Annotated in this window: 24 protein-coding genes and 1 other annotated feature (1 of these 25 running past the window's edge); all 24 genes read right to left on the bottom strand. The window is 38.5% G+C overall.

Annotation, left to right across the window (positions count from 1 at the left end; translation table 11 throughout):
* Positions 1–113, bottom strand: a binding site (T-box leader) (it extends 108 nt beyond the left edge of the window).
* Positions 114–182: 69 nt separating this feature from the next.
* The gene (locus AC0C45_RS03300; RefSeq protein WP_013058945.1) at positions 183–677 is read right to left on the bottom strand and encodes a DivIVA domain-containing protein; all 495 of its coding nucleotides are present in this window, start codon (positions 675–677) and stop codon (positions 183–185) included.
* 84 nt (positions 678–761) lie between these two features.
* Complete coding sequence (locus AC0C45_RS03295) at positions 762–1,535, bottom strand: YlmH family RNA-binding protein (protein WP_034649154.1); 774 nt, start codon at positions 1,533–1,535, stop codon at positions 762–764.
* Positions 1,536–1,585: 50 nt separating this feature from the next.
* Complete coding sequence (locus AC0C45_RS03290; RefSeq protein WP_014458382.1) at positions 1,586–1,855, bottom strand: YggT family protein; 270 nt, start codon at positions 1,853–1,855, stop codon at positions 1,586–1,588.
* A gap of 3 nt (positions 1,856–1,858) precedes the next feature.
* Positions 1,859–2,323, bottom strand: coding sequence for a cell division protein SepF (locus AC0C45_RS03285; protein ID WP_013058948.1), 465 nt, complete (start codon positions 2,321–2,323; stop codon positions 1,859–1,861).
* A gap of 16 nt (positions 2,324–2,339) precedes the next feature.
* The gene (locus AC0C45_RS03280; protein ID WP_016765443.1) at positions 2,340–3,023 is read right to left on the bottom strand and encodes a YggS family pyridoxal phosphate-dependent enzyme; all 684 of its coding nucleotides are present in this window, start codon (positions 3,021–3,023) and stop codon (positions 2,340–2,342) included.
* A 7-nt stretch (positions 3,024–3,030) separates the two neighbouring features.
* A complete protein-coding gene (pgeF, locus tag AC0C45_RS03275; RefSeq protein WP_034649149.1) occupies positions 3,031–3,852 on the bottom strand; it encodes a peptidoglycan editing factor PgeF in 822 nt (273 codons plus the stop codon).
* 74 nt (positions 3,853–3,926) lie between these two features.
* The gene (locus AC0C45_RS03270) at positions 3,927–4,181 is read right to left on the bottom strand and encodes a YlmC/YmxH family sporulation protein (protein WP_013058951.1); all 255 of its coding nucleotides are present in this window, start codon (positions 4,179–4,181) and stop codon (positions 3,927–3,929) included.
* 348 nt (positions 4,182–4,529) lie between these two features.
* Entirely contained in the window at positions 4,530–5,309 is a 780-nt protein-coding gene (gene sigG / locus AC0C45_RS03265; protein ID WP_013058952.1) for an RNA polymerase sporulation sigma factor SigG, read from the bottom strand.
* Positions 5,310–5,457: 148 nt separating this feature from the next.
* Positions 5,458–6,177: an RNA polymerase sporulation sigma factor SigE gene (gene sigE, locus AC0C45_RS03260; RefSeq protein WP_013058953.1), complete on the bottom strand. Its 720-nt coding sequence runs from the start codon at positions 6,175–6,177 to the stop codon at positions 5,458–5,460.
* Positions 6,178–6,207: 30 nt separating this feature from the next.
* Positions 6,208–7,131, bottom strand: coding sequence for a sigma-E processing peptidase SpoIIGA (gene spoIIGA, locus AC0C45_RS03255; RefSeq protein WP_013084851.1), 924 nt, complete (start codon positions 7,129–7,131; stop codon positions 6,208–6,210).
* A gap of 276 nt (positions 7,132–7,407) precedes the next feature.
* Positions 7,408–8,565 (bottom strand): cell division protein FtsZ, encoded by a 1,158-nt coding sequence (gene ftsZ, locus AC0C45_RS03250; protein ID WP_013058955.1) that lies wholly within the window; start codon positions 8,563–8,565, stop codon positions 7,408–7,410.
* Positions 8,566–8,606: 41 nt separating this feature from the next.
* Positions 8,607–9,902 (bottom strand): cell division protein FtsA, encoded by a 1,296-nt coding sequence (gene ftsA, locus AC0C45_RS03245; protein WP_013058956.1) that lies wholly within the window; start codon positions 9,900–9,902, stop codon positions 8,607–8,609.
* A gap of 425 nt (positions 9,903–10,327) precedes the next feature.
* Positions 10,328–11,086 carry a cell division protein FtsQ/DivIB gene (locus AC0C45_RS03240; protein ID WP_016765445.1) on the bottom strand — a complete coding sequence of 253 codons (759 nt, stop codon included), beginning with the start codon at positions 11,084–11,086 and terminating at the stop codon, positions 10,328–10,330.
* 153 nt (positions 11,087–11,239) lie between these two features.
* Positions 11,240–12,145, bottom strand: a complete 906-nt coding sequence (murB, locus tag AC0C45_RS03235) for a UDP-N-acetylmuramate dehydrogenase (protein WP_013058958.1) — start codon at positions 12,143–12,145, stop codon at positions 11,240–11,242.
* Between the two features lie 540 nt (positions 12,146–12,685).
* Positions 12,686–13,786, bottom strand: coding sequence for a stage V sporulation protein E (spoVE, locus tag AC0C45_RS03230; RefSeq protein WP_013058959.1), 1,101 nt, complete (start codon positions 13,784–13,786; stop codon positions 12,686–12,688).
* Between the two features lie 61 nt (positions 13,787–13,847).
* Entirely contained in the window at positions 13,848–15,197 is a 1,350-nt protein-coding gene (murD, locus tag AC0C45_RS03225; protein WP_034649143.1) for a UDP-N-acetylmuramoyl-L-alanine--D-glutamate ligase, read from the bottom strand.
* Positions 15,198–16,172 carry a phospho-N-acetylmuramoyl-pentapeptide-transferase gene (gene mraY / locus AC0C45_RS03220; RefSeq protein ID WP_013058961.1) on the bottom strand — a complete coding sequence of 325 codons (975 nt, stop codon included), beginning with the start codon at positions 16,170–16,172 and terminating at the stop codon, positions 15,198–15,200.
* A 61-nt stretch (positions 16,173–16,233) separates the two neighbouring features.
* On the bottom strand, positions 16,234–17,697 hold the full coding sequence (locus tag AC0C45_RS03215; protein ID WP_047930803.1) for a UDP-N-acetylmuramoyl-L-alanyl-D-glutamate--2,6-diaminopimelate ligase: 1,464 nt from the start codon (positions 17,695–17,697) through the stop codon (positions 16,234–16,236).
* A gap of 211 nt (positions 17,698–17,908) precedes the next feature.
* Positions 17,909–19,825 (bottom strand): stage V sporulation protein D, encoded by a 1,917-nt coding sequence (locus AC0C45_RS03210; RefSeq protein ID WP_013084856.1) that lies wholly within the window; start codon positions 19,823–19,825, stop codon positions 17,909–17,911.
* Positions 19,826–19,894: 69 nt separating this feature from the next.
* Positions 19,895–22,153, bottom strand: a complete 2,259-nt coding sequence (locus AC0C45_RS03205) for a penicillin-binding protein (protein ID WP_034649138.1) — start codon at positions 22,151–22,153, stop codon at positions 19,895–19,897.
* Between the two features lie 5 nt (positions 22,154–22,158).
* A complete protein-coding gene (gene ftsL / locus AC0C45_RS03200; protein ID WP_013058965.1) occupies positions 22,159–22,518 on the bottom strand; it encodes a cell division protein FtsL in 360 nt (119 codons plus the stop codon).
* Positions 22,519–22,551: 33 nt separating this feature from the next.
* The gene (rsmH, locus tag AC0C45_RS03195) at positions 22,552–23,487 is read right to left on the bottom strand and encodes a 16S rRNA (cytosine(1402)-N(4))-methyltransferase RsmH (protein WP_013084858.1); all 936 of its coding nucleotides are present in this window, start codon (positions 23,485–23,487) and stop codon (positions 22,552–22,554) included.
* A 334-nt stretch (positions 23,488–23,821) separates the two neighbouring features.
* Positions 23,822–25,447 (bottom strand): bacillithiol biosynthesis cysteine-adding enzyme BshC, encoded by a 1,626-nt coding sequence (gene bshC / locus AC0C45_RS03190; RefSeq protein ID WP_472927897.1) that lies wholly within the window; start codon positions 25,445–25,447, stop codon positions 23,822–23,824.
* A 90-nt stretch (positions 25,448–25,537) separates the two neighbouring features.
* Positions 25,538–25,921, bottom strand: coding sequence for a DUF3397 domain-containing protein (locus AC0C45_RS03185; RefSeq protein WP_034649135.1), 384 nt, complete (start codon positions 25,919–25,921; stop codon positions 25,538–25,540).
* Between the last annotated feature and the right edge of the window lies 1 nt (position 25,922).

The raw sequence follows: 25,922 nt of genomic DNA, 5'->3' as shown, positions 1-25,922 counted from the left end.
TCAGCAATGGTACTCTAGGGTGATTTTCACTTTTTTGTTTGTTATCGAGCTCACACCATCCTCGATTCGCTTTGACAAACTAAAAAAGCTACTGTCCCTGTCTCCGTACTGTTTGATATGAAATTTCATCTGTTACCAAATTATATGACAACAAAACGTGAGAAGTCAAGATGATGTCTGGACTAGTCAATTTTTTCTTCTAGCGCTGGCATCTCATAATCCATCAACTGATCCCAGTCGTCGCTGTTTAACATTTCAAGCTGTGCTTCGATTAACATTTTGAAACGAGTTCTAAATACTTTAGACTGCTTTTTCGTCTCCTCAATGTCCATCGCAATTTTACGAGACTTAGACAGTGCTTCATTAATAATACGGTCCGCATTTTTTTCTGCTTCTTTTATAATGAGCTTCGCTTCTTTTTCAGCGTTTCGCTTCACATCTTCCGCTGCTTCTTGAGCAATTAAAATTGATTTATTTAACGTTTCTTCGATGTTAGTAAAATGTCCAAGACGATCTGTTAATTCAGATACTCTTCCTTCTAACTCCTTTTTATCACGCATGACCAGCTCATAGTCTTTAATTACTTGGTCAAGAAACTCATTTACTTCATCTTCATCATATCCGCGAAATCCGCGATTAAACTCTTTGTTATGAATATCCAAAGGGGTTAAAGGCATCTAGGCCACCTCCGTGTTGTCTCATTACGTCATTAGTAATGGTTTATTCGACATATTTTTAAAATTTCCTGCTAGTAGATTTCTTTATTTCTGCTTTCCTACAACAATTCGCCATTTTTCTTTTTTGGTTTTGCCTTCAAGTGAAACGATACGACTTCTGCCGTGACCACGAAGTGACAAAATATCACCTTCATGACATTCAAAAGAAGGCTGTTCAATGACTTTAAAATTTACTTTTACCGCTCCATTTGCAATAAACGGCTGGACTTTTTGTCTTGATAAATTGTGAATGGTCGACAGCAAAACATCAAGCCTCATTGAAGAAACTGTATAAACGTGTTCAACCAGCTCTTCTTTTACAACATGCAGCTGCTCTCTTTGAATAGAAGAAAGTGAAACTTTGGCTTTTCCAATTGATGTTAAATTCATCTCAATATAAGAAGAAATTTCCTCTGCAACTACGAGCTGAATATCGTCTCCCGCGACCAAAATATCGCCAAATTTTGAACGGCGCAGTCCTAAGGACATCGCCGAACCAAGAACTTGAGGATGTTCAATCTTCACAAACTTTTTAGGATAATTGAGCTCGTACATATGCAACTGAAAATCTTCACTTTCAGGTACATAGTAATCCGGGTATAGCAGCGCGCGCTTGCGTTCAGCAAACGGTTGTCCACCATCAAATGAAACTTGAACCTCTCCTTCAGTCCCGACAATAGCCGTCACAATATGCTGCTCTCTTGGATCTAAAAAGTCCGTTAGCTTTGGGCTGTATTGATGTAGGACATCTTCTTTCCACTGAAGAACCTGGTCAATAAATCCATGTTCTTCTTGCCTAAAATGTTCATAAATAGACATATTATTACTCCTACTATTGGTATGTAAAAAAGGAATCCAGCGATTCCTTTTTAAATAAATCCAACCATACTGTGAAGTGAACGTACACCTGCTTGTGCAAATCGTAGTAAAAAGATTGCGACAAGAGGTGAAATATCAATCATGCCAATAGGCGGAATGATTTTACGAAAAGGCTCTAAGTAAGGCTCACAAATGCTACCAAGCAACTGACCAAACTTAGACGCCCTTACATCGGGTACCCAAGACATCAAAATGTAAATAATCAGTGCCCATGAGTAAAGACCAATCAATTGTCCAAGAATCCCAAAAACGATGTCCAAAAACTACCACCTCTTTACGTTTGTTGTATCATGTTCTCCCATCATATCTGAAATGCTTCCGCTTACGTCTACATTATCAGGTGTACATAAAAAGATGTCGGTTCCAATTTTTTGAATGTCCCCGCCTAAAGCATAAACTGTACCACTTAAAAAGTCGACAATTCTTACCGCTTGATCTCGTTGAATGCGCTGTAAATTCACAACTACGACTTTACGATTTTTTAAATGATCCGTAATTTCTTGTGCTTCGGCATAGACGCGAGGTTCACAAAGCATCATTTTTGATGATTTTTGAACGCTTTGCAAGCTAATCACGTTTTGCTGCTGATTCGGCTGCTGACTAGCTTTCGCTGGTCTCGACTGCTGTACAGGCTCTTCTACCGACTCTTCTTCTTCGTAATGTTCTTCTACATATTCAGTATCGTCATCAAGAGCAAAAAAACTTCTAAAGCGATTTTTCATACTCATCTTGAATTACACCTCCTTAACGTTCATTCCCAACTAACGTGGTTCCTAGTCGAATGAATGTTGCTCCTTCTTCAATTGCAATTGCATAATCGTTTGACATTCCCATTGATAGCTCTGTACACGGTGCATATGGCAAATTTAGTTCTTGTATACGACTCTGCAATTTTTTTAGACCTTGAAAACAGCTGCGAAGCGTAGACTCTTCATCTGTGTGAGGAGCCATGGTCATCAATCCGACCACTTGGATATTTGCAAATGCTTCAAGAGATTGAATAAATGGAATTACATCTTCTACAGCAAGGCCATGCTTTGATTGTTCTTCGGCAACATTAACTTGTACAAAACATTTTATACGATGTTCTGCACGTTTATCAATTTCTTTTGCTAAAGATAATCGGTCTAGTGAATGAATATAGTCAACTTTATCAATCACATTTTTTACTTTTCTTGTTTGTAAGCTTCCGATAAAATGCCAGGTCGCTTTCTCACCGATTGATTCATACTTTTCTAGAAGACCTTCATCCCTGTTTTCTCCGAGATGTAAAATGCCGGCATCCACTGCTTCTGCTGCTCGTTTTGTGGAAACGTATTTTGTTACAGCAATCAGCTCTACATCTTCTCGATTTCGATTAACTTTTTTACACGCTTCAGCAATTGTTTGTTGAACTGCTTCTAGATTTTCACTTACGCTAGCTGTCACTATGTAATTACTCCTCCTTAAAGCCTATGAAGTTAAACATGCGTCCTGTTTTCCCTTGGTCGCGGCGATGTGAGAAGAACAGGTCATCTTCACAGCTTGTACAATACGACGATGTTAAAATTCGTTCCGGCAATACGCCTGCGTTTTGAATCAGCAGCTTATTGACTTTTTTTAAATTAAGCGCGTATTGTCCAGGACTTACTTCTTGATATCCATTTTGGCCAACTACTTCGTTTACTTGTGTAATGACGCGGTTATCGACGACATAACAGCAATCTTCAATCGAAGGGCCAATCGCCACGTAAATATCTTCAACCGGGACATTTTCTTGCTCTACCCAACGTCGAATCATATTTCCTGCAATATCTTTCACTGTTCCTTTCCACCCAGCATGAGCTAGACCTACTAAATGGTGATCAGGCGCATAGAAGTAAAGCGGAACACAATCTGCATAACATAAAGCTAACAAAATATCAGATTCATTTGTATAAATGCCATCCGTTGCTTTTATGCCCTCTTCATACTTGTAGAGTCCTTTTGCACAGTCGGCTTTTGTTACTTTTTGAACAGTTGCTTCATGTACTTGTTCAGCACATACAAAGCTTTCAAAAGACATGTCTAGTTCGGCTGCTAAAATTTTTCTATTTGTAATAACATCTTCTACGTTATCGTTTACGTGAAGCCCTAGGTTAAAAGAAGCAAATGGAGGTTTACTCACGCCACCATTTTTTGTGGTAAAACCTGCAACAAGTATATCATTCTTTTCTACCCAAGGGCTCAGCCACATAAACGACTCGTGATGGCTTTTTTTTAATGGCTCAGGATTCATGTATGTGACACATCCCTTGTTTCATTTGTTCTCACATATTGTACCACAGATTGCTAGGTGCTGTTGACAAAAAACTAATTCTCTTCAGGCTGAAATGCGTCTTTATAACGTACTAAAATGACATCAGAACCGATTTTCACAATATTTTTCCATGGAATCACAATTTCATCATCTTTTCCAAAGAAGCCCAATACACGAGAGCCTCCGATAATGACGGCCTGTATTTTTCCCGTTGTTAAGTCAATATCAATATCCCCTACATTTCCAAGTTTTTTGCCATCAGCTACATTCACTACATCTTTCAGCTGGAATTCTGAAATCTTTAACATGCTCTCTCCTCCTATAGCCAACTTTATTCCTTAGCCTATATATATTTTCAAATTTTCATTTCATGAAGGAAAAGCTTATTTTTTCTCTGCCATTCTCGTTCTATAGGCATTTTGTCCACTAATTACACATTTTTTCATCAAAAGACATTCTCAACGAGTAGCTAGAAGTCCTCACAGCAATAGGAAACCGGATATGAATATCTTTTGGTCATGTATTATACATTGATATATACAAAATAAGCACCGTGTCTGTTTTTATAGACACGATGCTTATTAAGTTGAACATCAAATAAAGTGAATGGTATTAATTGTATGAACGCGAGCAGCTGCCAGTTTAGATAGCTTTTGTTAACTTTGAATATTTTTATTCATCTGTTTAATAGCAGCTTTTTCTAAACGAGAAACCTGCGCTTGAGAAATACCAATTTCTTCAGCAACTTCCATCTGTGTTTTACCTTGGAAAAAGCGCTTTCGTAAAATTAGTTTTTCTCGCTCGTTCAATCTTCTCATACCTTCTTGCAAAGCAATTTCTTCAATCCAAGTTGAATCACGATTGCGTTCATCGCTTAGCTGATCCATGACATAGATTGGGTCTCCACCATCATTGTAAATAGGTTCAAATAGAGAAACCGGATCTTGGATAGCATCTAAAGCAAACACAATTTCTTCATGCGGCACTTCTAGGACTTTTGAAATTTCCTCAGCTGTAGGTTCCTTGGATGTTTCACTCATAAGCCTTTCACGAACTTGAAGAGCTTTATAAGCAATATCACGAAGGGAACGAGAAACACGGATTGGATTATTGTCACGTAAATAGCGGCGAATTTCCCCTATAATCATTGGGACAGCATATGTAGAAAACTTCACGTTTTGACTTAAATCAAAATTGTCAATGGATTTCATTAATCCAATACATCCAACCTGAAATAAGTCATCAACAAATTCTCCACGATTGTTAAAACGTTGGATCACGCTGAGTACGAGACGTAAATTTCCGCTTACTAGCTTTTCTCTTGCTGTTCCATCTCCAGCCTGCATTTGTTTAAACAACTTTCGCATTTCTTCATTTTTTAATACGGGAAGTTTCGAAGTATCTACTCCACAAATTTCTACTTTATTTCTTGTCAACTCTTTCCCTCCTAACAGGAGATGATGTTCTGAATTCAGTATCTCCTCAGAAGGAAAAAATATGCACTTTTACAATTCTGACAATTCCACGCTAAAAAAGCTGATTGTGTAAGATGCTTCTCAGCCCTTATACAATCAGCTTTTTTACTTAAACCATTTTATTAAATTCTTTTCGCAGCCGTTTAATAATTCGTTTTTCAAGCCTTGAAATATAAGACTGAGAAATGCCTAGCATATCAGCTACATCTTTTTGCGTTTTTTCTTCTCCGCCGGCTAGCCCAAAGCGCAGCTCCATAATTTGCTTTTCACGATCATTTAATTGGTGCAGTGCTTTCAACAAAAGTTTTCGATCCACATTCGCTTCTAGGTCTTTTGTGATGATATCTTCTTCGGTTCCCATCACGTCAGATAATAGCAGTTCGTTTCCATCCCAATCAATATTTAACGGCTCATCAAATGAAACTTCAGATCGAATTTTGTTGTTGCGGCGCAAATACATTAAAATTTCATTTTCAATACAGCGAGAGGCGTACGTCGCTAGCTTAATTTTCTTTTCAGGATTAAACGTGTTTACTGCTTTAATTAAACCGATGGTGCCAATGCTAATTAAATCCTCAATATTGATTCCCGTATTTTCAAACTTGCGGGCAATATAAACAACAAGTCGCAAATTACGCTCAATCAACAGCGAACGTGCTGCTTCATCTCCTGATGGAAGTTTTTTCAAGAGCACTTCTTCTTCATCTTTTGTTAAAGGGGGTGGAAGAGCTTCACTTCCTCCTATATAGTACACTTCATCTGTTTTTAGCTTAAGTTTAATTAATAATTTGTACCACCATAATTGAAATCGAATTCGATATGTAGCCATTTTGTATCCTCCTTTATTTGTTCACACCTTTTACGATGCGGAACTTACTTCTCCAATAACAATAAGCTTCGGATGAACAATACACTCATATTGCTTCTCCACTGAAAGCGTTGTATGACTAATACCTACTAATACTTTAGTGACTTCAATCGTGTTGGACTGATGCACCAGCCTTACCATATCTGGCTTTAGAGCAAGCAGCAACTGGTTGGCTTGGCCTACGCTTCGATAAGGGACAAAGCGGACTTTTGAATACCACTCTTGATCAATATCTTCGCTGTGTGAAAAGGATTGGACATTTTTGCTTAATTCCATTAAGCCTTCAGGCAATATTTCCTTTAAAGAATCTGCTGTAACAATCATAACCGGGGTTTTCGTCAGCGGATCTACAAGCTGGTTTCCACTATCAATAAGTCCTTTCATCGACAGCGTCTGTTCGTTTAAAATAACTTCCACATCTACCAGCTGATCAAATGTAATATTTTTCATTCGCAAATCATCAACTCGTGCTTTTGAAAAATAAGATAATAGCGGAAAACCGATAAGAACAAATATCCAGCTAATAGGATCACCAAACTGTGGAGATTTCGTATCAACCATTTGATTAAGAACAAGGAACTGATCTTGAAATAAAAAGTGAACGCCCATTAATCCTCCACCAACAACAAAGGTTGCAAAATAAAACGTTAATAAATTCTCAAAGAAAAAGCGCAGTCGTTTATAACCAAACGTCATCAATACCATAAAAAAAGAGAATAAAATTTTAATAGCAGGGTGAACCATAAGATGAGAAAAAGGCGTAAACATAAGAAGGACAATCAATGAACCGATAAAGCCGCCAAGCAAAAGCCTCCACCACTTGTAATTCCGTTTAAGTACAACTGCACATAACATTAGTAAAATCGTATCTAATCCAAAATTCAGCATCCATATTAAATCTAAATAGATTGGCAATGTTTATAACCTCTCCATTCTTTCTGAATTTTTCTGTTAAAAATTAGTATATAGTACATCCTATTAGAAAGTCTGTCAGTTCATGCCGAGAAACAAGCAGTATTTTTGAGGAAATCATTCGATATTTGTCACACCACTTTTAGAAAGAAAACACAAACCCTTTGAAGGCATCATATTGACCATGTCGAATGCTTTTTATATCCTTTTGGAGTTTTCTAGCTTCATGGCATAAAAAAAGACCTCTGTATAAAACAGAGGTCTTGGCTTTTTATTTTATTAGCGTCTACGATTACGGTTTCGTAAGAATGTTGGAATATCTAGCGCATCTTCAGACTGTGGCTGAGATGGACGCGTATATTCTTGCTGTACAGGTTCTTCACGCTTTACTTCACGCTTCGGCTGTGGAGCCGGCTGCTGTGTCGATTGCTGCATGCGATTCGCCGATAACGAAGGACGACCTGGTTTTGGCTGTGATAAATCTTGGTCACTAAAGCCAGTTGCAATAACTGTAACAACAATCTCGTCTTTTAGGTTTTCGTTAATAACAGATCCAAAGATCATGTTCACTTCTTGGTCAGAAGCCGAAGCAACGATATCTGCAGCTTCTTGTACTTCGTAAAGACTTAGGTTTGTACCGCCTGTGATGTTCATTAATACACCCTGAGCTCCATCGATAGATGTTTCAAGAAGTGGACTTGAAATAGCTTTTTTAGCCGCTTCAGCAGCGCGGTTTTCACCAGTTGCAATACCGATACCCATAAGGGCAGATCCTTTGTTAGACATAATTGTTTTCACGTCAGCGAAGTCTAAGTTAATTAATCCAGGAACTGCGATTAAATCTGAAATACCTTGCACACCTTGTCGCAATACGTTATCCGCTTCACGGAACGCTTCTAGCATTGGCGTGTTTTTATCAACGATTTCCAATAAGCGATCATTTGGAATAACAATCAGCGTGTCCACTGCTTCTTTCATTGACGCAATGCCGCCTGCCGCTTGAGTAGAACGCTTACGACCTTCGAACGTAAACGGACGAGTAACAACACCTACCGTTAGTGCTCCTAGCTCACGAGCAATTTGGGCAATGACTGGAGCTGCACCAGTTCCAGTTCCTCCACCCATACCAGCTGTTACGAAAACCATATCTGCACCTTTTAGGGCTTCTTGGATTTGTTCCTTACTTTCTTCAGCTGCTTTTTTACCAACTTCTGGATTAGCACCTGCACCTAATCCTCTTGTTAATTTAGCGCCGATTTGCATTTTTGTTTCGGCTTTTGATAAATTTAATGCTTGTGCATCTGTATTAACTGCAATAAATTCTACACCTTGGACGCCATGTTCAATCATTCGGTTAACCGCGTTGTTACCGCCGCCTCCGACACCGATTACTTTAATCGTCGCTAATTGGTCTACACTTGTATCAAACTCCAACATGATAGTTCCTCCTAATTCTTCGAAATTACCAATCCGTAACGTTAATCAAAGAAGTATCCAAAAAACTTCTTCATTAAATTTTGGTCATTTTTCTTTTTCGGCTGCTCAGCTGATTGTTGCGGCTGCTGTGGTTTCGGGCTAGGTTTGATCATTTCTTGCTCAATCGGCTCTTCTTCCACAACTGGCGCTCCAATTTCCCGGCCTTGTATTTTAGCATTTTTGTATGCAAATTTTATTAATCCTACGCCTGTTGTATAATGCGGCTCACGTACTCCAATATAATCAGGCACTGCTATGCGCACGTTATTCTTTAAAATCACTTGAGCTAGCTCAAGAATACCAGGCATCGCTACTACTCCGCCTGTTAAAACAAATCCTCCTGGAATATCTTTGTATCCTAGGCGATTTACCTCTTGCGTAATCATATCTAAAATCTCTTCTAGTCTAGCTTCAATAATATCAGAGATTTCGAGCTGATTAAACTGCTGATGCTGATCGCTTCCAATGATCGGTACACTAAATACTTCTTCTTCAGAAGCATGATCGTAGAAAGCATGTCCATGCTTTATCTTAATATTTTCCGCATCTTCAGTCGATGTGCGAAGGCCAATCGATAAATCCTTGGTAATGTGCTCTCCGCCAACAGCTAGTACATTTGTTACTTTCAAATGTCCTTGGTCAAAGATCGCAACCGTTGTTGAACCTCCACCGATATCTACCAGTGCGACACCTAAGTTTTTTTCATCACGAGATAATGCAATTGAACCAGCGGCTAGAGGCTGTAAACAAATATCACTGATTTCTAAACCAGCTCTTTCTACACAGCGTAATAAGTTATGTAAAACCGTTCTAGATCCTGTTATGATCGTGCCTTCCATTTCTAAACGTACCCCAATCATACCTCTAGGATCATTAATACCTTCTAAGCCATCTACAATAAATTGCTTTGGAATAACATCAATGATTTCACGATCTGGCGGGATAGACATGACTTGAGCAGCATCAATTACTCGATGAATATCTTCGTTTGTAATTTCACGATTCTCGCTTGACACGGCTACTACTCCGTGACAATCCTGTAAAAATACATGATTTCCGCTTATGCCCACTACAACCTTTTTAATTGTAATGCCTACCATTCGTTCAGCTTGTTCTACTGCTTTTCTAATAGATTGAACTGTTGCATCTATATCAACGATAGAACCTTTTTTTAGTCCGTGTGATTTAACATTCCCTACACCAATGATATTCAATGAATCGTTACTCATCTCTCCGATGATTACTTTCACACTGGATGTACCGATGTCTAAACTAACGTATATTTCATTGCTGTTCATTCTTTGGCACCTCCTTTTTCTTTCTGCACATGTCATCTTAATAAATTAAGAAGAACAACAATATTAATTTTTTATTATATGAAAATATTCAACAAATACATCTGTTTCCCTTTTGTAAAATCAATTTTTTTCAAGTTTTTCACAGACTTTATCTCTTTCAAAGAACAAAACGTTCTGGTTTTGACTTTTTTTTAGATTTAAGCCTAAAATTCACTGAAAAAAGCTATTTAACTACAAGTCTACACTAAGATGTACACTGAGAAAAGCGAAACTTACCTAGAACAAATATTACATTTCCATTTCACAGCAACGGAGAAGAAAATCATATGTATGCAGAATACTTGCATGTGATTATACAATGTACGAGGGCTAGTTTGCCAGTCTCAACTCATCTATTTCCTTTAATTAACACTTATAAAAAATAATTACTGCTTGCTCTTTTTATAAGGTTTAAATGCATATCCTTCTTCTAAATCAATAATACCTTTTTGATCATCACTCAATTTACTTGCAATAGCCGGGTAATGAACAATTTTATCAGAGAAGTTGCTAATTTTCCCGCTTACTTCACGCGTATCATTCATAAACACCTCGATGTGAAGAGGTTCTGATTTTGTCGGCGCGTAGTAAATCTCAGAAATAGCCCCTTTTATGCTCTTAGGCGTTTTAGCTAATTCTTGAACCATGCTTTGTATAGCGTCTCCGTCTTTCCAGTCAATTAGCAGCGGAGCGTCGGATGACACTTTCTTAGCACTTACTTCTTTTAGAACTTTCCCATTTTCATTCACAGGGAAATATTTATTCCCCGAGGTTACATATGCAATTCTTGCGTACTCTTTTACGTCGATTACGACCTTATTAGGAAATGTTTTGTGAATGACAGCTTCCTTTACCTCAGGGTTTTTTTCGACTTTTTCTTGAATTTGATCAGCATCAGCTTTCCAGTAGCTGGTTTTTTTGGACAGACCACTCGCTTTGACAATATCCTTATCACTTACATGTTTATTCCCTTGTACTTCAATGTTAGAAACATTACTCAGAGAAGATTGAGAATATACAATAAATAAAATAAGGATGAAAAAGAGTGATAAATACAAAATCAGCCGTCTATTTGCTTTTTGCTTTCGCTGTTCTTGCAGCTTCGGTACCCGATCTTCTAAAACAATTAACTTACCTTTTTCCATTTTTTTCACCCTTATCCATTTGAGAAAATAAACGAGGAATTACCATCTATTTATTTCCAATCTTTGCTTCATGAGAATATCCCCATTATAGCATAGAATAAACACATAAAAGCTACCTTTTCACGCATAACCATACAGCCACGGGCTGGGTAATTAGCGACCGATAATCTCAACTTCTGTATGAATATCAATATCGAATTTCTCTTTAATTGTTTTCTTAACATGAGCAATTAAATTCAGCACATCTGAAGCCGTTGCATCTCCTGTGTTGACAATGAAGTTCGCATGCTGTTCACTAATTTGCGCCCCGCCTACTGAAAAACCTTTTAAGTTGGACTTTTCAATTAAGTCTCCTGCATAATTTGGAAGCGGATTTCTAAAAATACTGCCTGCACAAGGGAAATTCCAAGGCTGTGTTTCGCGGCGATAGTCTTTATTTTTCTGCATGACCGCCACAATATCATCTTTCGTTCCCTTTTTCAAACGCAGCACGGCTTCTACACATACTCCAGGACGGTCTTTTTGTAGAATTGAATGACGATACGAAAATTGAAGCTCTTCATTTGTCAGCCACTCAAGAGTGCCATCTTCAAATAAAATAAGCGCTTTTTCGACTACATGAGACATATCAGAACCATGGGCACCTGCATTCATATAAACAGCGCCTCCCACAGATCCAGGAATTCCACTTGAAAACTCCAGCCCAGACAGACCTTGTTTTGTAATAACTGTTGCAAGCTTGATGCTAGGGTATCCTCCACCTACAGTAACCGTCTCTCCATCTACTGTTAAATCATCTAATCCGGCTCCGAGCTTAATGACCACACCTTCAATTCCCTTATCAGAAACAAGAAGATTAGATCCTCGACCAATCGCTCTCCATTTCACGCCGTGTTTTTTAATAATATCCATTGTAACTTTTAAGTGATCAACAGAATCAGGTTCTACAAGCACATCTGCTGGACCACCAATTTTCATTGTTGTATGTTTTGCTAGCGGTTCATTTTCACGAACCTTTCCAATATTCGCTTCGACTAACTCTTTTACTAACGCTTCCATAAGAACCTCCTAAAACCCTCTTTGCTGTTATAAAACTTTCATGTCAATGCGCCCTTACTTCTAATGCATAAGAATAATAAGAACAGATTCATAACTAAGCAGCAGCACCTTGTAAGATACCTTTTTTCTACCAAGGCACTCTATTCTGTTGTCAATTTCATCATTTTTATTTATCGTATGACATTCACCCATAGAATGTACGTTCATCTGCTATATAAAGTAATTTTGATTGTTTTTTTATCGTTTTTCATTTAGAAGTTAAACACATGCTGACAGTCATAAAAAAACGCTACGCTCATAAGTGCACATACGTTCACCTAATCACTAAGATAAAACATTTAACCTTACACATCATACCATAGTTGGACTCAAAATTGGTTATCACAACATTACATTTTAAAAACATTTCATACAAAAATATCATCTACCTGTAAAAAATCGAAAATAAACCGCCAACAAAATCCGGCGTGCACTTGGATTTAAGATGACGGTTTACTTCAGTAGACCATTGCCTACTTGACATTATACAATTTTTTTCAATTAATAGCGAGAATATCTACTAACATTTAACAAAACTCCAACTGCTGCCAGCATGAGCGTCAGTGATGATCCGCCGTAACTTAAAAATGGAAGCGTAATTCCCGTAACAGGCATAAGACCTGTTACCACGCCTATATTAATCATGACTTGAATCGCAACCATTGAAATAATTCCTAAGGCTAAAAACGTTCCGTAAAGATCAGGAGCTCCGAGCGCTACTTTAATTCCTCTCCAAAGCAATAAGCTAAACAAAAGAAGAACAAGCGTTCCGCCAATGAAACCGAGCTCTTCTGCCAGAATAGCAAAAATAAAATCAGTTTGAGGCTCCGGCAAATAAAAGAACTTTTGTCTGCTTTGCCCTAACCCTAATCCAAGCAATCCCCCTGGCCCAATTGCATAAAGAGATTGAATGATTTGAAACCCGCTTCCAAGCGGATCTTCCCAAGGATTTAAAAATGAAGTGATGCGTTTAATCCGATAAGGAGCCGATAAAACAAGCCCTACAAAACCGGCAACGCCAAGCAACCCAAGACCTGCAAAGTGACTTACTTTTGCTCCTGAAACAAAAATCATGACTAAACAAGTTCCAACAAGCACCGTTCCCGTTCCTAAATCCGGCTGCATCATAATAATGCCAAACGGTAAGAAAACCAGTAATAACGCCGGTAACATGCCTTTTCTAAAAGATGTAATCTTCTTCTGGTTTTCTGATAAATATTTCGCTAAAAATATAATCATAGCAAACTTCATAAATTCTGAAGGCTGAATCGAAAACGCTCCAACTCCTATCCAACTTTGCGACCCATTCCGTACTAGCCCTACTCCCGGAATCAATACAAGTACCAGCATAACAAAGCAAATGATTACAATTGGCTTCGCCCACGTACGCCACATCCAATAATCAATATTCATGATGACAAACATCGCGCATACTCCAAGCCCTGCAAATAAGAGCTGGCGTTTAGCAAAGAAAAAAGAATCATTAAACTTGTATGTAGCCCATACCGCACTTGCGCTGTATACCATGATAAGGCCGATGGTTAGCAAGGAAAGCGTAACGATTATGAGAAAAAAATCTGGGGTAGACCTTTTTGTCGACACTGTCACACACCTCTAAAAATAGATTAGGGCTAGTGTATTTTCTAGGTGTTTAGACAAGCCCTTATTTCAGTTTATGCACAGATTCAATAAAGATGTCACCACGTTCTTCAAAAGTTTTAAATTGATCCCAGCTTGCACAAGCAGGAGATAATAAAATAACATCTTCTTCATCTGAACAAGCATATGCTTCTGAAACTGCTTGTTTAACATTATCGACACGTTTTACAATTTGTATTCCCGCTTCTTTTGCTACGCGTTCAATTTTAGGAGCCGTTTCACCAAACGTAATCACAGCTTTCACATTTTTAAACTCTTCTTTTAAATCATCAAACTCATTGCCGCGATCGAGTCCACCTGCAAGTAAAATCGTCGGCTGCGAAAAAGCGGAAAGAGCTACTTTTGTAGCAAGCATATTCGTAGCTTTAGAGTCATTATAAAACTTGCGTTTGTTGATTGTTGTGACATATTGAACGCGGTGTTTAACACCAGCAAACGTTGTGAGCACTCGGTAGATAGCTTCATTTGAACAACCGTACAGCTTCACAACGGATACAGCTGCTAAAATGTTTTCTTGATTATGTTTGCCTGGCAGCACCACATCTTTTAAAGACATCACTTCTTCATCTTTAAAGAAAATGGTTTCGTTTTTAATATACGCTCCTTCTGTCGTTTGAGCTGTAACAGAAAAAGGTACTTTTGTCGCTTTAACATCTGCACTAGCTTTCATCACTAGCTCATCATCCGCATTAATAACGGCAAAGTCTTCACTTGTTTGATTGTTAAAGAGATTTGCTTTCGCTTTGATATATTCCTCTTTTGTGCCATGATAGTCTAAGTGGGCATCAAACAAATTCAATAATAAAGAGATTTTCGGACGGAATTTTTCAATTCCCATCAGCTGAAAAGAAGAAAGCTCCGTTACAATTACATTGTCCTTTGTTGCTTTTTGCGCCACTTCACAAGCTACTGTTCCAATATTTCCAGCAATCAACGGCTGCTTTTGATCTTCTTCTAACATTTTATAAATTAGCGTTGTTGTTGTTGTCTTCCCATTGCTTCCTGTAATTCCGATAAAAGGAGCTTCGCTAATTTCATAAGCCAATTCTACCTCTGTTAAAATCGGAATATTTCGCTTTAATGCTTCTTGCAATAGAACATTTGAATACGGAATCCCAGGGTTTTTTACAATAACATCCGCTTTGTCTAAAAGCTCAAGCGGATGATGTCCACACACAACTTCAATGCCCGTTTTTTCTAATTCCTGTGCTGCTGCGTTCTCTTCGTACGGTTTTTGATCATTAACGACTACTTTAGCACCAAGCTGTTTAACTAACTGAGCGGCTGCTAAACCGCTCTTGGCTAACCCTAAAATAAGTACTTGTTTACCTTGATACGTATTGACTGATTTCATTTAAATCCACACCTCGATATAAATTCCAAGCATTGCAAATAATAGTCCTACAGCCCAAAAAGTCATAACTACGCGCCATTCCGACCAGCCGCTTAGCTCGTAATGGTGATGAAGCGGGCTCATTTTAAACACACGTTTTCCTGTTGTTTTGAAAGATGCGACTTGAATAATAACAGATAGTGTTTCAATAACAAACACACCACCGATAATAACAAGCAAGAATTCCATTTTCATTAAAACAGCCACCGTAGCGATAGCTCCTCCTAGCGCTAAAGAACCCGTATCTCCCATAAATACTTTTGCAGGATGGGCATTAAAAACTAAAAATCCTAACACAGCTCCTACTACAGCAACTGAGAAAATAGATAATTCAAACTGCTCTGCATTCCAAGCAAGAACTGCAAATGCACCAAAAGCAATCGCACTTGTACCAGATACAAGTCCGTCTAATCCATCCGTCAAGTTAACCGCGTTTGAAAAACCAACAAGCCAGATGATGAGGAAAACAACATAAAACCAACCTAAATCGATTGGGTCTTTAATTCCAGGAATCGTCACTTCAGTTGAAAACTCAAACTGTCTTGCAATAAAGTAAAAAATAATTGAAATGACAACCTGACCTAAAAACTTTTGTTTAGATGTTAATCCAAGGTTACGCTTTAACACTACTTTTATAAAATCATCTAAAAATCCTAATAAACCAAATCCGATTGTGACAAATAATAATAGAAACGTCTTATATGTAAGTTCTGCATACTGATTGACCATAATAAGAGTTGCCACAATAATAGATAATAAAATCATGATACCGCCCATTGTAGGTGTACCTGATTTTTTCTGGTGAGATTTCGGGCCTTCATCACGAATACTTTGACCAAACTTTAATCTTCTTAAGAAGGGAATAAAAATCGGCGACAATACAACCGTAATCAAAAAGGCTACGCCGATTGTCAATAAAATTGATTGTTCTAGCACGATGTTCCCTCCTTAACTTCCAACTCATTCCGACTCATTTTGTTCTCTACCCATTTCATTACTACTTTCGCTCCTCAATCATTTTGCGTGCTACTTCTCGATCGTCAAAATCGAATACTTTTTTACCAATAATTTGATAGGTCTCGTGCCCTTTTCCAGCAATGACAATAACATCATCTGCATGCGCTGTTTCCACTGCATAGCGAATAGCTTCTGCACGATCAGCAATCGTCACATAGTTATCTGTATCCAAACCTTCTTCCATATCTTTTAAAATAGCCAATGGATCTTCACTTCGTGGATTATCAGATGTCAAAATAGCTTGTGTACTGTATTCAGCTGCAATTCGAGCCATGATTGGTCGTTTTGTACGATCTCGATCTCCGCCACAACCAACAATAACATATATATTGCGTTTTGCGAATTCTTTTACAGTTTTTAACACGTTCTCTAAGCTGTCCGGCGTATGGGCATAATCAACGATAACCGTAAAATCTTGCTCCGCATCAACCACTTCAAAACGCCCAGACACGCCTTCTAACACTTTTATTTCCTCGACAATAACTGACAGAGGGATACCTGATACTAAACATGAAGCCGTAGCCGCTAATACGTTGTAGACGCTGAATTTCCCAATAAGCTTCATCTCTACACGAACCGTTTCTGTCGGTGTTGTTAAGTCGAACGTTGTGCCGCTGTTTGTAATTTGAATATTGGTTGCACGAATATCACTTTCACGGTCAATACCATAGGTAATCACTGTAGCAGCCGTGTTTTTAATATATTCCTCGGTTGCCGCATCATCAGCATTAAGAACAGCAAATTTAGGACGATCATGGTTATAAGCGTTTCCTAACTGTGCAAATAGCAACCCTTTCGCACGACGATAATCTTCCATTGTATGATGATAGTCCAGGTGATCTTGCGTTAAGTTACTAAATACCGCAACATCAAAGTCGCACCCGTGTACGCGTCCTAAGTCAAGTGCATGAGATGATACTTCCATCATCGCTACTTCTACATTCTCCTCCACCATTTGGTGAAATGTTTTTTGGAGCGTCAGCGATTCAGGCGTTGTGTTTTTCACATCATAAGACGTATCACCAATACGAATTTCAATCGTTCCAATTAGACCCGTCTTTTTATGTTGTGATTTAAAGATATGCTCAATTAAATGTGTAATCGTTGTTTTTCCATTTGTGCCTGTTACACCAATTAAATGCATTTTTTGTGTGGGCTGATTGTAAAAAGCATCCGCTAGCACTGCCATTGCTCGTTTTGTACTCTTCACACGTACAACAGGCACTTCTACATCCACAGGCTTTTCTGCTAAGATTGCTACTGCCCCTTTTTCCACAGCCATCTGTGCAAAGCTATGGCCATCAACCGTATAGCCGTCTATACAAATGAACAATGCTCCCGGCTTAACTTCTCTTGAATCCATTTCAATTGACGTAATATCAATATTCTGTTCAGGAAGCTGAACAAAATCATGTAAATGTGTTAGTAGTTCTCGTAAATCCATTCCTACCATGTCCTCTCTATTTGTAAAGTGAAACGTTTGTTATAAGACGCTATGGCAACTATTCTTCTTTTTCTAGCACCTAACCTATTACATTTTACAGAAAAAGAAGCCCGGAGGGAACACCCCCAAGGCTTATTTGTTGATTTCATGTTCACACGCAGAGTAACCTGCTGATTATCATGCAAGGAAGAATAATGGTTTATAGAGATTTTTATTTTCCCATATAAATTCTAACCGTTTCGCCTTCTTTAACTTTCGTTCCGGCTGCAGGAGACTGCTTGACCACTTTATCTCCTTCGCCACTCACATCTAATTTTAAATTAAGTAGCTGTTCTTGTAACTCTTTTTTTGACATTCCTACGACATTTGGTACTTTTATCATTGGTGTGTCCAGCCACGTTAACTCTTTTTCAATTTGTCCTTTACGCGGTTTAACGTCCATCACACGCAAGCTGTCTTCAATCATTTTACCTACAATCGGAGCTGCTACAACTCCACCAAACTGAATGGTGCCTTTTGGATTATCAACCGCAACATACACGACAATTTCAGGGTTATCTGCTGGTGCAACACCGATAAAAGAAACGATGTGATTATTTTTTAAATACTTTCCATTTTGAGCTTTCTGCGCCGTACCCGTCTTTCCTCCAACGCGGTACCCTTCCACAAAAGCTCCTTTTCCGCTTCCTTGTGCTACTACACTTTCAAGAGCAAAACGCACTTGCTTAGACGTTTCCTCGGAAATAACTTTTCGCTTAGCAACCGGCTTATGACTGCTTACAACCTTTCCGGTAGTTGGATCCACCCACTCTTTGGCAATATAAGGTTCATAAAGCGTTCCACCGTTTACGGCTGCAGAAACAGCAGCTACTTGTTGAATAGGCGTAACAGCAACCCCTTGCCCAAAAGCTGTTGTAGCTTGTTCAACCGGCCCTACGCGCTCAAGTGGGAACAAAATTCCTTTTGCTTCCCCTTGTAAATCAATACCTGTTTTTTGACCAAAGCCAAATTCTTTAATGTATTTGAACAATTTCTCTTTTCCTAAACGTTCCCCAAGCTCCACAAAACCAGGGTTACATGAGTTCTGTACAACTTCTAAAAAAGACTGCTGTCCATGTCCGCCTTTTTTCCAGCAGCGAAGTCTCGCTCCGCCAACTTCCGCGGCTCCATCATCGTAAAATTGATCTTTTAGTAAATCCACTTTCTTTTCTTCAAGAGCAGCTGCCAGTGTAATAATCTTAAACGTCGATCCGGGCTCATATACGCTCCAGATTGGAAGATTGCGATTATACACCTCAGGCTTCACATTTTTAAAATCCGTAGGATCAAAGCCCGGACGACTAGACATACCTAAGATTTCACCATTTTTAGGATTCATGGCAATGGCAATCATACCATCTGGATTATAAGCTGTCTGAGCATTATCCAACTCACGCTCCATGATCGTTTGCACACGTGAATCAATGGTCAATCTCAAATCCAGCCCGTCCACAGGTGCTGTGTAGTCATCGGCTATATTGGGCATCTTTTTACCTTTAGCATCCGAATACAGTTTAACTGAACCTTTTTGTCCTTTTAGCTCTTTATCATAATATAATTCAAGGCCTGTTAACCCTTGATTATCTACTCCCGCAAAGCCTAATACATGCGACAAATAACTTCCAAACGGATAGTACCGCTTCGAATCCTCAGCTATATATACGCCTTTTAAATTTAAATTTCGCACTTCATTTGCTTTCGCATGTGAAATTTTTCTTCCTTCAGGACGCAAATACACGCTAGAAGAAGCTTTTGTTATTTGCTCATATACTTTTTCTTTTGATGCTCCCAGCACTTTTGCTAACTTTTCAGCTGTAACAGCTGGATTTTCAACTTGTCTTGGCATAACTAAAACGGTCGGTGCACTTTTATTTGTAGCAAGTGCCACATCATTGCGATCTAGTATCTTTCCTCTTTCAGGTTCAAAAGGAATATTCCGACTCCATAAGTCTTTGGCTTTTTCAGTTAGCGTATCCCCAGTCAGCAACTGTACATATCCAAGCCTTGTATCAATAATCAAAAACACAATAAAACCGACAAACAAAACAATGGCTAGCCTTTTACGAACTGTGACTCCTGATACCCGCATATATTAGAACCTCCTCTGAATCGGCTCGTTCCAATATATGCTTGTACAGGATTCACTAGAACTTAATTTCTAGTCAAGTTGCTTATCGTCTTTTTTACTATCAGACTCACTTTTTTCCGTTTCTTTTAACTTATTTAACGTGCTTGAAAATTCTTTAGGCGTTTCAAGTTCTACTTTCAGGTACGTTCCTGCTTTTAACGGATCGCCTGCTTTAATACTTTGACTTACAACATAACCATTTTCAAGTGCGCTAGGTCGAACGTTGACAAATTCACTAAAGCGTATAACATCACGATGTGAAAAACCTGTTAAATCAGGCATTGTGGCTTTTCCATTTGTCTTAATAAACACGCGTTGACCAGTGACAATGGTATCAGAAGTCGGTGATTGGCTTTCTACCGTATCTCCTTTACCTATTACAACAGGAACAAGTCCTTTTTGTTTTAAGTCTTTCACGGCACTATCAACTGATTCGTTAACGTAAGACTTAAGCGTAATTTCTGAATCTACTTTTTTATCTTCTGTTTTCTTTCCGTCTTCGTCTGTTTTTTCAGGCTCCACCCCTAAGTACTGCAGGCTGTTTTTCATCACCGGATTAAATACGGCTGTAAGCGGCGCAGTACCCGTCTCTTGAGGCGTGAGAGTTGGATTTTTAACGGCTACATAGACAAGCAGCTTTGGATCTTTAGCAGGTGCAAAGCCCATAAAGGAAATGAAATTTTTCCCGTGTCCATGCAAGTAGCCTCCGGTAGGACCAGGAATTTGAGCTGTTCCCGTCTTTCCAGCGACATCGTATCCTTCAATCGCGTAAGGTTTCCCTGTTCCGTCATCAGAAGAAACAACGGTTTCTAAAATATCTAGCGTTTCGTTCGCTGCTTTTTTAGAAATAGGTTGTCCTACTACGGTAGGTTTTGTTTTCTTAATCGTTTTCTTATTTGTTTCATCGACTACTTGTTTAATCACGTAAGGCTTCATCATTTTCCCGTCATTTGCAATCGCAGTAGCCGCTTGAATTTCTTGAATAGGCGTAAAAGCGGACGCCTGTCCAAATGCAGTAGTTACGCGGTCTCTCGGGTACTTCGTTACTAACTTGCTAGAAGCTTCGTTTGGCAAGTCAATTCCCGTTTTATCCATAAAGCCAAACTTGTCCAAGTATTTATACAAACGGTCGGTGCCCAATTTTTCGTTGGCTAAAATGGCTACCGCTACATTTGAAGACCTTTGAATTCCTTCATTAAATGTAATAGCTCCCCAGCCGACTCCGCCGTTGTGATCGTTAATTGGAACGCTGTTTTTCGTTACTTTATAAGATCCCGACTGATAGCGGTCTTCGCCGTTATAGACGCCTGCATCAATCGCGGCTGCTAGCGTAAAGATTTTCATCGTTGAACCAAGTTCATAGCTGTTTTCAACAAACGGATTACGGTAAGAAGTGATATCACGAATATTCGGGTCAAATGAAGGACGGTTTGACATCGCCAAAATTTCACCGGTTTTCGGATTCACTACCGTTGCCATTAGCTCTTCTGGTTTATATTCTTTAGCAGCAGCTGTCATTGCATCCTCTAAAAACGTTTGAATTTTTTCATCAATCGTAAGCGTGACGCTGTCTCCATTTTTCGGAGCTACAATTGACTCTTTTGGATCCGGAAGCTTAATTCCATTTTTAGCAGCTTCGTATTTTACATATCCATCTTCTTCAGAAAGCTGCTTATCAAATACTTTTTCAATTCCCATTTTCCCTACGATTTTACCCGTATCATCTTTTTGTGCGTACCCTAAAATACTTGAGGCGAATACACCGTTTGGATAGAAGCGCTTCGAATCGCGTAAAAACGTGATGCCTGGGAGATTTAGTTTTTCAATTTTTTGCTTTAGCACGTTATCAATGTCACGGCCTCCGGGACCAAGTTCGACTTGGAATGCTCCCCTTTTAATTCCTCTTGTTAACATGCTGTCAATTTTTGATTCGTCCATCTTTAATAATGGGGCTAATTTTTCAGCCGTCTTTTCTGGGTCTACCACGTGCTGTGGATGATCTTTATCTTCTGATTGCGATTCCTTCAAAATCGCCACAACCGTATAAGCACCTGTGTCTTGGGCGATTGCTTCTCCGTTTCGATCGTAAATCGTACCGCGCTGTCCTTCAATTTTAGACGTTCGCGTATGCTGTTTTTGTGCAATTTCGGCTAAAGCTTCTCCGTCTGCTTTGCCCGTCGCTTGGATGTAAAAGAACCTGATGGCTAATACAAAAAAGAGCAATGCAAATATTAAAATTAATATTGCTGCTCCTGTACTAATATTGCTATTTTTTCTTGGCGTAGTCATCGCAATTAATCGTTAACGACTTTTACGTTATTTTCATTCAATTTTAGTCCAAGTTCTTTTGCTTTTGTCCAAATACGATCGTATGCACTTAACTCTGTTACCTGTAATTTTAACTCATTGTTTTTTGCTTCTTGCTTGTCAATCTTTCCATCGAGTGATTGCACTTCTTCACTGATGCTATAAAGCGAAGATTGATTTGAAATGATTTGCACAGACCCAAACAGCATGAGTGCGACAAATCCAGAATACACAATTTTTTCACCAACCGTGATTTTTCTTTTTGTCTTCCGAACAACTTGACGTACCGTCTTTTGCTGCTTCTGCTGCTGATCTTGCTCTCTTACTTTGTATGCTACATTGTTCATTCTCGTCCCCTCCTCTTTGATAAAACCCTTTAATTACACTAATTTCTCAACAATTCGAAGCTTTGCCGAACGCGCGCGCTTATTTTCTTCTATCTCTTCTTCTGAAGGTAAAATAGGTTTTCTTGTAATAACTTTCATTTTAGGTTTAAATTCTTCTGGAATAATCGGCAGTCCATGCGGAAGCTGCGGAACCGTGCTTGCATTTTTAAACGCCACTTTACAAATTCGATCTTCAAGTGAGTGGAAGGTAATAACACTTACACGTCCACCTTTTTTGATCACATCCATAGCCTGTTCAATTGCATCTTCAAATACTTGGAGCTCATCATTTACAGCAATTCGAATAGCCTGGAAAATTCGTTTTGCGGGATGTCCACCCGTTCGTCTAGCTGGCGCTGGAATACCATCTTTAATAAGATCAACAAGCTCTAGCGTTGTTTCAATTGGTTTAGACTCTCGATATGCTTCAATTTTGCGGGCAATTTGTTTTGAAAACTTTTCTTCTCCGTATTGGAAAAAGATTTTCACAAGTTTTTCATAAGGCCATTCATTTACTACGTTGTACGCAGAAAACATTGAGTTTTGATCCATGCGCATATCAAGCGGGGCATCATGATGAAAGCTGAACCCTCGCTCTGGTGTATCCAACTGAGGAGACGAGACTCCGAGGTCAAACAATACTCCGTCTACTTCTTCAATTCCGTGTTCCATTAGCTGCTCTTTTAAATAGCGAAAATTACTTTTGATTAGAATAACTCTGTCTAGATACGGGGCCAATTTCTCTTTTGCATTTGCAAGAGCGACATCGTCTTGATCAAACGCAATTAATTTCCCTTTTTCTGATAGCTGTTTTACGATATATTCACTATGACCTGCTCCGCCAAGCGTGCAGTCGACATATACTCCATCCGGCTTAATATTTAAGCCTTCCGCTGCTTCTTTAAGCAAAACAGTTGTGTGATTAAACATTATGACACCTACTTCTTTCTAAACTACTTAGTTATGTATACAAAAAGCAAAAAACGGTGTTTTTCTTTGATATATATACACGTTTATATTATATATCAAAGTTCAACATTATTTCAGCTATTTATATAAGAATTAAGTAGAATTTTGTCTTTTTGTCACAAATAGTGTCATTTTGTTAAAAGTAGGACATATTCGTAGAATAAAATGTAAGGAATATAAGGTTTTTTTACACAATTAGAAATAAATACCTTATAAGGATTCAATTGGTTAACATTCACCTTGTAGACTTTTTCTCTTTTCCAAAATAAAAATCCTGCTTTTCAGCAGGATTTTATTAGACATAACAGACTTTTAACTGGTGATTTAATTCGACTTCAGCACTTAGTAAATCTGACACAAATTGCATACCATAACCATTTAAATAATACATAATATTCCACATGCGTTCTTGTGGAGCATTGTAGGGACGAAGAGCAAGTTCAATTTGAGCATATTTTGAATGCTTCACATCGTGCTTAATTAGCTGTTTGGATTCGACAATCTTTTGAATGGTTTCAAACTGCTTTTGAATAATCGCTCGATTTTTAAGCATGACTTCATCAAATGTTTTGTCTTCTTTTTGAATATTTTCACGAAGAGTTTTATGAATTTTTTCGAAATCTTCTTTCGCTTTTTCAAAATACATTTCGTATGGGTTGTGAACTTCTGTCTTAAGCCAGTGCTCCCTCTCTGCATCTACACCTTCGTTCACTACGTTCGAAAGGTCTAACTGAAGTTCATCCATATACTTCTCGATATGTCTTTCTACGATTGCATAGGATAACCTAGGGACCACGGGAGGCATTTTAAAGCTAAATAAAGAAAATGCTTTTTCAAGCTCTGCCCAATACGCTACTTCCCCCGGACCTGCAATAAATGCAAGGGTAGGAAGTAAGTACTCCTGCATAAGGGGTCTAGTCACAACGTTGTTACTAAGAAGCTCAGGCGTTTGTTTAGCAATTTGAACCAGCTCTTCTTTAGACAGCGCGAGTTCATTTTGCTTTCCAACAAACTGCTCTTGTTCTGCATCTCTTTCTAAAAGTACTCTGTTTTCATTGTGTGAATAAAAGAGATGAGCCGTTTCTTCTCCCACTTCAATCATTCGTCCGTATTGTTTTTGAATCTCTGTTTGCTGTTCCATAACGGCTGACGATAATTTGTCATTTTGTTCAATTAACGTCACAAAGAAAGAAGATTCAATGTTGCGCACTTCTTTAGAAGCTGCATCCATTAAAATAAGACCTGACTCTGCGAACATTGTGGTAACCAAATGAGCAAAGAAATCGACATAGGTACGTGATTTATCTAACGCTTCTAAAACAAAGTGTAATACCTGGTTTGTATGCGCCGTTTCGTTAAACGTTTGAAATACATCACGAACCCAGCTTCTACAGGCCTCATGGTCTAGGTCAATTTGAGAAACCATTTGCTTTTTCTTTAAAGAATGCTTTAGCGTTTTCTTTAAAAGCTGGTTTTTATGCTCTGTGTATACATGGTTGGTCTCAGCAAAATCATGATCTTCTCCAGCAATCCAAAATACCGGAAGCACGGGCACGTTTAAAGCTTCCTCTTGTTGTTTAGCTAGGAGCACAATTGAAATCACTTTATGAATGGTGTACAAAGGACCGGTAAGCAGCCCCGCTTGCTGACCTCCAACGACCACTACGCTGTTAGGATCTTTTAGCTTTTCAATATTTTCAATCGTCTTAGAAGATGCTCCGTAGCGCTTATTAAAATCAAGCAGATACTCAGCAAGCTGTTCTCTTGGATAAGACTGCTTTTGAACATCCGCTAAACGTTTTTCATATACGTCTTTTTCGTGTATATTATAATGAAAAAAGGAAAGTGCTTGCTTTTCACCTTTTATGTAATCGTTCGTTAGTTTGTTTCCCGCCTTTAAAGAGACGTCTGTAATCTCCATGAAAGAACTTCCTTTCTTTTCCTAATACTTATATTCTCTACATATAGCTTCATTATCCATAATGTAACTGCCCACGTCTAGTAACATGCTTTACAGAGAGGAAATACGAAAAGCGATTCCACCTATATTTAATACAATATGTGCAATAAGAAACAAAACAAAATTCATCCGAAAGAACCCTTTCGCGATAAGCTTCATTTCTAAGTCATGTTTGACTTTCCAATGTACAAACATCATAATCATTGCTACAACTAAAAGGACTAACGCAATCAACCACAAAAAAGAGTGCCCGAAAATTTCCACAGCTGCATAATGCACGGAAAAAATAAGAAAAACCGTAGTAACGTACGTTGCTATGTGGACAGATTTCCTTTTATTTTTCGTCAGTTTGCGTAAAAGCATGTATAGAATAAAAAAACCAACGAGCGGCAGAGTGACAAACGTCGCAAAAACTCCAGCAATAAAACTTCCCATG

This window comes from Priestia sp. VA7, assembly GCF_055710015.1.
This window is presented reverse-complemented; position numbering and strand designations above follow the sequence as displayed.